This window comes from Protofrankia sp. CiP1_Cm_nod3 (assembly GCF_982290655.1).
The window spans coordinates 46,999-57,069 of the sequence record NZ_CEVIVD010000008.1 but is presented as its reverse complement, the minus strand read 5'-3'; the positions used below and the strand labels follow the sequence as shown (position 1 = coordinate 57,069).

At 68.7% G+C, this 10,071-nt stretch carries 8 protein-coding genes; 5 read left to right on the top strand and 3 right to left on the bottom strand.

Going from position 1 to position 10,071, the window contains the following annotated elements; translation table 11 throughout:
• Window positions 1-33: 33 nt before the first annotated feature.
• Window positions 34-432: a YccF domain-containing protein gene (locus AC5LUJ_RS03655; protein ID WP_250280565.1), complete on the bottom strand. Its 399-nt coding sequence runs from the start codon at window positions 430-432 to the stop codon at window positions 34-36.
• A 91-nt stretch (window positions 433-523) separates the two neighbouring features.
• Between AC5LUJ_RS03655 and AC5LUJ_RS03650 the strand changes: the two genes are divergently transcribed.
• Window positions 524-1,705, top strand: coding sequence for an epoxide hydrolase family protein (locus tag AC5LUJ_RS03650; protein WP_493464464.1), 1,182 nt, complete (start codon window positions 524-526; stop codon window positions 1,703-1,705).
• Window positions 1,706-1,719: 14 nt separating this feature from the next.
• On the opposite strand, the gene AC5LUJ_RS03645 is transcribed toward AC5LUJ_RS03650, so the two are convergent.
• Together AC5LUJ_RS03645 and AC5LUJ_RS03640 are read right to left on the bottom strand one after the other, a co-directional pair.
• Entirely contained in the window at window positions 1,720-1,995 is a 276-nt protein-coding gene (locus AC5LUJ_RS03645) for a type II toxin-antitoxin system RelE family toxin (RefSeq protein ID WP_250280559.1), read from the bottom strand.
• Window positions 1,992-2,273: a type II toxin-antitoxin system Phd/YefM family antitoxin gene (locus tag AC5LUJ_RS03640; protein ID WP_250280558.1), complete on the bottom strand. Its 282-nt coding sequence runs from the start codon at window positions 2,271-2,273 to the stop codon at window positions 1,992-1,994. Before AC5LUJ_RS03640 ends, AC5LUJ_RS03645 begins: the two co-directional genes overlap by 4 nt.
• Window positions 2,274-2,653: 380 nt before the next feature.
• Here AC5LUJ_RS03640 and AC5LUJ_RS03635 point away from each other — a divergent pair, with 380 nt between their 5' ends.
• The 4 genes from AC5LUJ_RS03635 to AC5LUJ_RS03620 all read left to right on the top strand — a co-directional run.
• Entirely contained in the window at window positions 2,654-6,691 is a 4,038-nt protein-coding gene (locus AC5LUJ_RS03635; RefSeq protein WP_493464463.1) for an nSTAND1 domain-containing NTPase, read from the top strand.
• Between the two features lie 729 nt (window positions 6,692-7,420).
• Window positions 7,421-8,365, top strand: coding sequence for a hypothetical protein (locus tag AC5LUJ_RS03630; protein ID WP_493464462.1), 945 nt, complete (start codon window positions 7,421-7,423; stop codon window positions 8,363-8,365).
• A gap of 281 nt (window positions 8,366-8,646) precedes the next feature.
• Window positions 8,647-8,922 (top strand): hypothetical protein, encoded by a 276-nt coding sequence (locus AC5LUJ_RS03625; RefSeq protein WP_250280552.1) that lies wholly within the window; start codon window positions 8,647-8,649, stop codon window positions 8,920-8,922.
• A 139-nt stretch (window positions 8,923-9,061) separates the two neighbouring features.
• On the top strand, window positions 9,062-10,071 hold a 1,010-nt coding region (locus tag AC5LUJ_RS03620; protein WP_493464461.1), incomplete at its 3' end, for a serine/threonine-protein kinase.

Genomic DNA, 10,071 nt, shown 5'->3' with positions numbered 1-10,071 from the left:
GGAGCGAGCCGTGGCCAGGAGACGGCGAGATGCTCAGCGGAAGGCGAGGCGGTCGGGGCCGTCGATGCGGACGATCTCCCGGCCCAGCGGCAGCAGCGAGACCGGGATCAGTTTGAAGTTCGCGAGCCCCAGCGGGATACCGATGATCGTCAGGCACAGCAGCAGGCCGGTCGTCAGATGGCCGAGTGCCAGCCACCAGCCCGCGAACACGATCCACAGCAGGTTGCCGAGCAGCGACGGCGCGCCCGCGTCACGGTGGTCGACCACCCGGCGGCCGAACGGCCACAGGGCGAAGTTGGCGATGCGCAGCGAGGCGATCCCGAACGGAATAGTAATGATCAGGACGAAACAGATCAGTGCGGCGATGACATAGCCCAGTGCCATCCAGAACCCGCACAGCACCAGCCATATCAGGTTCAATATCAGACGCATACCTCCCATCCTCCTCCTTGAATCCGGGACCGCACGACCGAGCAGCGGACACTTCCGCCGCGGACGGACCGACGAAGGGACTGGAAAGCTCATGGCCGAGGCGGCCCCGTACCGCATCGAGATCCCGGACGCCGACCTGGACGACCTGCGTGACCGGCTCCGCCGGACCCGCTGGCCCGAGCGCGAGACCGTCTCCGACTGGTCCCAGGGCATCCCGTCGGAGTACCTGCGCGAGCTGTGCGCCTACTGGGAGCGGGAGTACGACTGGCGGGCGCTCGAGCGCAGGCTGAACGCGTTCAGCCAGCTCAGGGTGAACGTCGACGGGCTGGGCATCCACGTGCTGCACGTGACCTCGCTGCATCCCGGCGCGGTGCCGCTGGTGATGACGCACGGCTGGCCCGGGTCGGTCGTGGAGTTCCTGGACGTCATCGGGCCGCTGACCGACCCGGTCGCCCACGGCGGCTCGGCCGCCGACGCGTTCCACCTCGTCCTGCCATCCCTGCCGGGATACGGGTTCAGCGACAAGCCGACCGGCCCCGGCTGGGGGGTGCCACGGATCGCCGACGCGTGGGCGGGGCTGATGGCCACGCTCGGCTACGACCAGTACGTGGCGCAGGGCGGCGACTGGGGGGCGAGGGTGTCGGCGGAGCTTGCCAGCCGCCATCCGGACGCCGTGCTCGGCCTGCATCTGACCCTGCCATCGGTGGACGTCCGCGCGGCCACGGCGGAGCTGGGGGAACTCGACGAGCGGGACCAGGCCGCACTCGACGCGGGCCGGCGTTTCCGGGCGGCGGGGACGGGCTACTCGACCCAGCAGTCCACCCGCCCGCAGACCGTGGGGTACGGCCTGGTGGACTCCCCGGCCGCGCTCGCCGGCTGGATCGTGGAGAAGTTCCACGCCTGGACGGACTGCGACGGGCACCCGGAGAAGATCTTCACCCGGGACCAGCTGCTCGACAACGTGATGATGTACTGGCTGCCGGCGGCCGGCGCGTCCTCGGCCCGGCTGTACTGGGAGAGTTTCCGTAGCCGTCCGCAGGAGGCGGTGACCGTCCCGACCGGATGTTCGATCTTTCCGGGGGAGCCGGTCCGGCTGTCCCGCCGGCTGGTCGAGACCCGCTTCCGGGACCTTCGCTACTGGAACGAGCCGGCCCGCGGTGGCCACTTCGCCGCTTTCGAACAACCAGCCCTCTTCGTCGACGAACTCCGCACCTTCTTCCGCCTGCTACCGCTGCGGGTGGCTCGTGACGATGTACCTGACGGGCCGCGGTGAGCGCTGGCCGGCGTTCAGGTGTGGTAGGCGTCCCCGCGGTGGCGGATCGCGGTGACCTCGACGACATGCCTGGTGCCGTCGATGAGGTAGATGACCCGATAGGGCCCGCGTCGTGCCGACCGCAGTGGCGCGAACGGCGGGTCGAGGGGTTTGCCGACCAGGTGCGGGGCGTCGAGCAGAGGTCCGGTGACGAACTTGTGGGCGGCGGTCGCGACCTTTTCGGGCAGCGTTTCGGCGATGGCGCGGGCGGCGCCCCGGGCGATTCGTAGCCGGTATCGGCCTGCCGTCACCCGCCGCGACCGTGGCGGCGAAGGTAGCCGGCCAGTTCGTCCTCGTCGAGGACGTCACCGGTGTGGAGCTGAGCAAGCCCTTCCGTGACGGCCTGCATGAGCTCGCCGTCGGCGAGGACCGCGATGGTCTCCTGCATCGCCTCGTAGTCGTCGGTGGCGACCAGTACCGCCGCTGGGCGTCCGTTACGGGTGATCTCGAAACGTTCGTGGGTGGTCTGCGCAGCAGCGACAAGCTCGGACAGCCGAGCCCGGGCCTCGGCAAGGGGAAGCGTCGTCATGTACAGAATTCTGGCTCATCTGGGAGTACCTGACTGGGTGCACCATGTCAGCCGCCTGTGGTCCGGCCGGATGGCGGGAAGCCCTTATGGGTGACGAGCCGGTGATATAAGACTTGTCTCTATGGGTCGGGGGGAACCTGATAATGATCTCTTTGCCGTCGGCGGGCACGTGACCGCGCTCCTGGATCGACGTGTCGGCGTCGCTCCGCCGTGCCGGACGGTAGGCCGGGCACAGCCGCCGTGCCCGGTGCGCGGCATCCCCGCAGCCGTGGGACGTCCAGGCCCTCGGGGCCCGGAGCGTGGACATCCGCTCCGGGCCGGGCGCAACCGCTCTCCGAGAAAACTTCGTGCGGTCGAGTGGGGCGCGCGATCGGAGTGGCATGACTGAGAAGGACGACACGTCCGAGCCAGGCGGCCGGCCGGATCCGGCCGCGATCGTCACCCGGCAGGATTTCGCTCGGGAACTCACCTCGCTCAGGGAACGGGCCGGGCTCGGAGTGCGGGACGTGGCCAGGGCGGTTGGTATTCCGACCGGTACGCTCGGCGGCTATTTCAGTGGTCGGCATCTGCCAGCGCTGAAGCCACCCACACTGCTCCACGACATTCTACGTTCCTGTGGTGTGACCGACCCGGCCGAGATCAGCGAGTGGGCAGACGCCCTCAGCCGGGTCCGGCGGGCGCCGGGCAGACGGCCGGCCAGCGCTCCCGTCCCGTATCGCGGGCTGGCGAGCTTTCAGCCGGAGGACGCGGAATGGTTCTACGGCCGGGAGAAGCTGACCGAGGCGACGGTGGCACGGCTCACCGAACGGCCCGGCGGCGGCCTGTTCATGGTGGTGGGGCCGTCCGGGTCGGGAAAATCCTCGTTGCTGCGTGCCGGTGTCATCCCCGCCATCCGCGCCGGCAGCTCCGTGGCCGGGTCGGACCGATGGCCATGGATGCTTTTCACGCCCGGTGCGCGCCCGATCGATGACTTCGCCCGGAATCTGGCGTCCATGGCCGGGATGCCGGCGGAGGACGTGGCGGGCGTGACCGCCGATCTGCGGGGCGACCCGGGAGGCTGCCGGGATCTTCTCCGGCGGGCCCTTGCGGTGGCAGCCGGTGCCGGGTCCACGGACCGGAACGCGGATCCGCGGGCGCTCGTGGTCGTGGACCAGTTCGAGCAGATGTTCATCGAATGCACGGACCCCGAAGAACAGCGGATGTTCATCACCGCGTTGCAGGCGGCAGGCGTCGACACCGATCGTGGGGATGGCGAGAGCAATGGCGGTAGCGCGGGCCCGGCCGGCACCGGCGCGGCACCCCCGGCGCTCGTCGTGTTGGGCATGCGTGCCGACTTCTACGCGCATGCCATGCGTTTTCCCGTTCTGACCACGGCTCTGCAGGATTTTCAGATCGCTGTCGGAGCGATGTCGGAAACCGAACTTCGACGCGCTGTCCTCGAGCCCGCACGCAAGGCAAAGATCGACTGCGAGGAAGGCCTGGTCGAGCTTCTTCTTCGTGATCTTTCCCCCGCTTCCCCCGACGGTACCGCCGCACATGACTCCGGCACGCTTCCGCTGTTGTCGCACGCCCTGCTCTCCACCTGGCAGCGTGGGTCGAAGAATACGCTGAGAATTGCGGACTACCACGAAGTCGGTGGTATACGGGGTGCTATCGCCGATACCGCGGAAGAGGTCTACAGCTCATTTGACAGCACCTATCAGGGCATCGCGCGCCAGATCTTTCTACGGCTGGTCCACATTGACGACGGCACCGCGGATGTCCGCCGCCGCGTCCGGGCCGCCGAACTGCTCGACGACCGGGCCGGCAGCGACATCGTCGAGGAGGTGCAGGCGGTCCTCGACGGGTTCATCGGACGGCGGCTGCTCACCGTCGACGCGGACACCGTGGAGATCACTCACGAGGCGCTGCTGCACGAGTGGCCGCGGCTGCGGGACTGGCTGAACGCCGACCGGGCCGGTCGGCAGACACACCGTGAACTGACGATCGCCGCCTCGTCGTGGGCGGATCTCGACCGCGACTCCACGACCCTGCACCGAGGTACCCGGCTGGCTGTCGCCCGCGAATGGGCGGCCGATCCACGGCACCGCTCCTACCTCAATGTGTTGGAACGCGAATTTCTGGATGCGAGCGTTCAGCAGGAAGCGGAGGAGCAACGGGTTGAACGCCGCCGCACACGGCGGCTTTACCAGATGCTCGCCGCGCTGAGCGTACTGCTCGTTCTCGCCGGTGCGCTGGCCGGTTTCTCGCTCCAGCAACGGGCGGACGCCAAGAACCAGCGGGACCAGGCCATCTCCCGTGAGGTGGCCATCAAAGCGAACCGGATACGGGACAGCGACCCGGCCCTGGCCGCGCAGCTGTCCCTGGCCGCCTATCGGATCGCTCCCACCGCGCAGGCCCGCGCCAGCCTTCTGGACTCGTCCGCCACCGCCCCGGTGACCCGCATGCTCGGCTTTCCCGGAGTGATGCAGACAGCCGCGGTCACCGGCGACGGCAGGCTGATGGCGGCGGCGGGCGCCGACCGGACCATACGTCTGTGGAGCCTGGCCGACGTGGGCCGACCGGTTCCGCTCGGCGAACCGTTGAGCGGTCACACCGACACCGTCTTCTCGGTGGCGTTCAGCCCGGACGGGCGGACCCTGGCCTCCGGCGGCGCTGACCGGGCCGTGCGGCTGTGGGACGTGACCGACCCCGGCAGGCCGCTGTCGTTGGGCCCGTTGGCGGACGGAGGGCCCACGAACACGGTGTACTCGGTGGTGTTCAGTCCGGACGGGCGCACTCTCGCGGCCGGTGGCGCGGACAACGTGATCCGTCTCTGGGATGTCGGCGCCTCTGGGCGGCCGGCAATGCTCCTCACGATGCTGACCGGAATGGACGGATATGTGCAGTCGGTGGCGTTCAGCCCGGACGGGCGCATTCTTGCCGCGGGCAGCGCGGACAGGACGGTGCGGCTGTGGGACGTCGCCGATCCTCGTAGGCCGAATCCGCTCGGTGAGCCGTTGGCAGGACCGACGGGGACCGTGTTTTCGGTGGCGTTCAGCCCGGACGGGCACACGCTCGCGGCCGGCAGCGCGGACCGAAGTGTACGGATATGGGATGTCGGGAATCCCCGCGCTCCGGTGCTGTCGGGCCCGCCACTGACCGGTGCCGCCGGCTGGGTGAACGCGGTGGCGTTCAGCCCGGACGGGCGTTTCCTCGTCGCGGGCAGCTCGGACACCACGGTGAAGATCTGGGATTTCGCCAGCCGACGTCTCGTGGCCGTGCTGCATCATCCGGGACCGGTGACCGCGCTGACGTTCCTGACCGACCATCGCCTTGCGACGGCAGCCGCGGACGGTGTCGCACGGCTGTGGTCCGTCCCCGGCCCGGTGATCAGTAGTCTCGCCGACGTCATCAACGTGGGGTTCACTCCGGACGGCCGTTCGCTGGCTGTGGTCAGCAGCAACGCCGACAACTCCCTGGGGCTGTGGGACGTCGGTGACCGGGTCCGGCCGTCGTTGCATGGTCCGCCGGTGACCGGCCCGCCGGAGCCCAGCCGGTTCACAGGGTCGCTGGCGGTCGGGCCGGACGGGCGTACCGTCGCCGTCGGCGGGATGGACGGCACCGTGCACCGCTGGGACATCACCGACCCTCGGCATCCGGCGCGGCTCGACCCGCCACTGACCGGTCCCACCGGGAACTCCCAGTCCATCGCCTTCGCTCCCGACGGACGTGTCCTCGCCGCCGGCGGCAACGATCACATGGTCTGGCTGTGGGACGTCAGCGAGCCTCGCAGCCCTCGTCACCTCGCCACGCTGACCGGCCCGGACAACTACGTGTTCTCGGTGGCGTTCAGCCCGGACGGGCGCACCCTCGCCGCCGGCAGCGTCGACCGGACCGTCCGGCTCTGGGACGTCACCGACCCTCGGCACCCGGCCGTGCTGGGTGCGCCGCTGACCGGCCCGGACAGCTACGTGCTCTCGGTGGCGTTCAGCCCGGACGGACGTACCCTTGCCGCGGGCAGCGCCGACAGGACGGTCTGGTTGTGGGACGTGGCCAGGACTGATCGTCCCCGTCATCTCGCGACGCTCACCGGGCCGAGCAACTATGTGTACTCGGTGGCGTTCAGCCCGGACGGGCGCACCCTTGCCGCCGGCAGCTCGGACAAGAGCGTCTGGTTGTGGGACACCACCCGCCCCGGGCAGCCACGGCAACTGGCCACGCTGACCTCGTCGGCCGAGGCGATCTATTCGGTGTCCTTCAGCCCGGGCGGTGTGCTGGCCGCCGGCGGGGAGAACCATGCGGTCCGGCTGTGGGACACCGGCCTCGAGCGGGTGGCGGCGTCCATCTGCTCGACCGGCGGGGACCCGATCACGTCCGCCGAGTGGGAGCGGTACATCGAGGGGAAGCCCTACCGTCCGCCGTGCCGGAGGCGCTGATCCTGCTACTGATCATACTACTTGTAGTCGCTGAGACCGTACTCATAGCGATCGCGAGCGGGGTTGTCTGGACCGCGCAGCCTGTCCGGAGGCTCTCCCGTCCGACAATCATCACTATCTGATCTTTAGTACGTCCGTACGGACCTGTACGGGCATTCGCCGACCCCTTCCCGCGCCTCCCGAGCGGCTCTTCACTGGGTTCACACCCACCCAGCCTCACGGCCCGGCCGACGCCGGTGCCTCCTCGTGGCGGAAGAGCGATAGCCGGAAGGGGGACTCCCGATGGACTCCGAGTGAGCGGAACTTCATGGCAGGCCGTGCGGGCTGGGGCAGGTGGACCTGCGAAAATGGCTGACCGTCAGGATTCAGAGACGTCCTGTCGCTAGTTTTTTTGTTTGGAAGTAGTTTTTTGCCACCTGATGGTGTGTGCCTGGTTACTTTTGGGTGCCGAGCCGTCGAGGGTGGCAGCCAATCGCGGTCGACCGGTCGGTCGACGGGCCGGCCATCGCTGATTTTTTGGCTATTCGCCCGCCGGCTCTCATCCGGCTGGCCATTATTTGTCATTCTTTTGGCAACTCGACTTCCAGACGGGCAATCTGGCATCCGAGGCGCCGGCTCCATCCGGGGGAGTCCGACGGCCAATCTTGCGTTGTGTCCGTAGTCCTCTACTATTGCGGCGAACGTGAGGACGCGGCCGATGGGGGGCTGTACGGTATGGATGACGACCAGATGATCAAAGAGCTGTGCGAGATCCGCCGCGGCCGAGGTCTGCTGGCCGAGGACATCCACGCCCGTATAGGGCCGCGTCTTCGCTTGTCCTGCGACATTTCCGCGGGTGACCCGCCGTCGGTCGCGCGGCGGAAGCTGGTGCTCTGTCTCACCGAGCTGTGCGGCCGGCTCCCGTCCGATCTTCGCCTGGCCGTCCTCGCCACGCTGGCGCTGCACGAAGAGACAGATCAGAAGTTTCTGCACGAACGGATGGCGTGGCTGGCCAAGCAGTTCGGCGACTCCACCCGTACCGCACGCCGTCGCATGGACGAGGGTTTCCGGATGCTCGCCGAACAGATCACCGGCGCGGCTGACACTCCAGGCGGACGTCACAACGAGTACGTGCCGGACGGATGGTATGTCGAGTCCCTGAAATCGATGCTTCGTTTCGATCTCGAGGTTCCCCGGCTGACCGAGGAACGCCGGATCGTGGCGACCGTCGACGAACTGGACGAGATCATCGCCTCCCTGAGCGTCCGGCCCGGACCGGAACGCGGTGCAGCCGAACGTGAGATCCACGCGGAGATGGTCCATGGCGGTGAGATAATCGAGTGCCACCGCCCCGGGCCGGACTACGCCCGGTTCGTCATCCGCCTGCCCCGGCCGCTCAGGCTCGGCGAGCGCCACGAGTATGCGGTGCAGTTCACCGCATACCCACGGGAAGAGCTCCGGCCGTACTATCTCCTGACCCCGCTGCGCCGCTTCGACCGGTTCAGCCTCAAGGTCAGGTTCGGCGCCGGTCGGCTGCCCGGCAAGCTGTGGCGGCTGAACGGCGAGCATCCGAGAATAGCGGACGAGTTCACCCCGAACGACGACCTGCTGGAAGTCGACTCCATCGGCGAGGTCCAGACGGAGTTCTTCAGTCTCCGGCAGGGGCTGAGATACGGCGTGCAATGGTCCTTCTAGCAATGCCCCGCCGGCTGCCGGCCGTATGCACGGCCGGCATACCGCGGGCGGCTGGTACTGGTTCACCGTCGCGGCCACTCCCACCGGACGACCGGCCGGTGAGCCCCGGCTGGAGAAAGGCCGGCCGGCGGCAACACGCCGACGAGCATACTTCGCGGGCCCCGCAGCCGGCCGGATCCGGGGGCTGTCCCCCCGACCTGGCCCGCTCGCTGGCCATCCCGCCCCGTGCCGGTGTTGTTTTGGTGCGGTAAGCGGTTCACGAGGCCCACGGAGGAGAGGCCATGCACTGGGGAGCATACGAGGTGTTCTCGGTCCTGTCCGGGATCGTCTTCATAGGGATGGTTTTTCTGCCGACAGCACGGGGCCGGGACCGCCTGTCCTGCGCTGCCGGCGGTATCGCCTTCATTGGCTACGGCGTGTATGTGGCCGGTCAGGACTCCGGCACGTTCGTGTTCCCGTCCATCATATTCGTGCTGCCGTTCCTGGCGGTCGGCTACGTTCTTTTCTCCTTGTTCGACCGCGGTCGCCGGAATCCACCGCCGGGGCCACGGGCATAGCGGGCGGCGGCGCTGGCGGCAGTGCCGTGCTGGTCGTCCAGGAGGATGTCAGGAGCCTCATCAGGACCGGTCCGTACGCACCGCCGGCAACGAGAAGAAGCATTGTGTGAATCATGGAACACTGTGGGGGAACAGGCAGATGAGCAGTGCCCTGTGGGCGGGGCCCGAACAGGAACCGGACGCCTACCAGCTGATCGAGTCCCTCGGCGCCGGGGGCGAGGGGGACGTCTGGCGGGCGGTGCGACCGCTCTCGGAGGGGGGAGCGGGCAGCAGCGTCGTCGCCGTCAAGGACTTCGGGCCGGTCATCGGAGCGACACCGGATATCGAGCGTTCCTGGTCGCGGCACGTCTCGTTGCTGCAGGCGTTGAAGCATCCCGGGATCGTCCGCGTTTTCGGCGGCTTCCTCGGCGCGCCACGGCACTGGCAGGGAGACGTCCAGCCCGGCGTCGCGCCACACAGGTACCTGGTCATGGACTACGTCGAAGGAACCTCGCTCGGGCAGTGGCTTCTGACCCACGGCGACGCGGACCTGTCGACGCGTGTCCGCTTCGCCCGGCAGCTGGCCACGGCCCTCGACTACCTGCACAGCGGGAAGGACACCAACGGTGTTCCGGTAGCGCACGGTGACGTCAAGCCGGGCAACCTGCTCGTGCAGGACGACGGCAGCGTGATCCTGGTCGACTTCGGCCTGGCCAATCTCGCGGACGGCACGGCCCGGCTGGGCATGGGCAGCCCTGGCTATATCGCGCCGGAGCTGCTCGCGGCCGGGAACGCGGCGCGGCCGACGCCGGACAGCGACCGGTACGCGTTCGCGGCGACCGTCGTCTATCTGCTCACCGGCCAGCCGCCCGTGCACTATCCCGACGCTTCGGGCTGGCCACGCGACGTGGACCGGGCCGCGACCAGGGCCGCGCTCGCCGCCAGCCCGCTGCTGTGGAACGTGCCGTTCCTCGCGGACCTGGTGCTGGAAGGGCTCGCGCACGAGCCCGGTGACCGGCCACGGGAACTCGCTCGCTGGCTGTCCGGCGTGGGCTCGCAGACGATCACATCATCGTCACTGCCACCGGCGCCGACCTCCCCCGGGTTCGGGGCGGGACAACCGGACAGATCGACAGTGATCGTCCCCGGACCCGTCGGGCCTGGTGGGCC

Excerpts from the sequence above, each read along its gene's own strand:
- AC5LUJ_RS03650 (WP_493464464.1), top strand. The coding sequence starts at position 524 with ATGGCCGAGGCGGCCCCGTACCGCATCGAGATCCCGGACGCCGACCTG.
- AC5LUJ_RS03640 (WP_250280558.1), bottom strand. The coding sequence starts at position 2,273 with ATGACGACGCTTCCCCTTGCCGAGGCCCGGGCTCGGCTGTCCGAGCTT.
- AC5LUJ_RS03655 (WP_250280565.1), bottom strand. The coding sequence starts at position 432 with ATGCGTCTGATATTGAACCTGATATGGCTGGTGCTGTGCGGGTTCTGG.
- AC5LUJ_RS03635 (WP_493464463.1), top strand. The coding sequence starts at position 2,654 with ATGACTGAGAAGGACGACACGTCCGAGCCAGGCGGCCGGCCGGATCCG.
- AC5LUJ_RS03630 (WP_493464462.1), top strand. The coding sequence starts at position 7,421 with ATGATCAAAGAGCTGTGCGAGATCCGCCGCGGCCGAGGTCTGCTGGCC.
- AC5LUJ_RS03625 (WP_250280552.1), top strand. The coding sequence starts at position 8,647 with ATGCACTGGGGAGCATACGAGGTGTTCTCGGTCCTGTCCGGGATCGTC.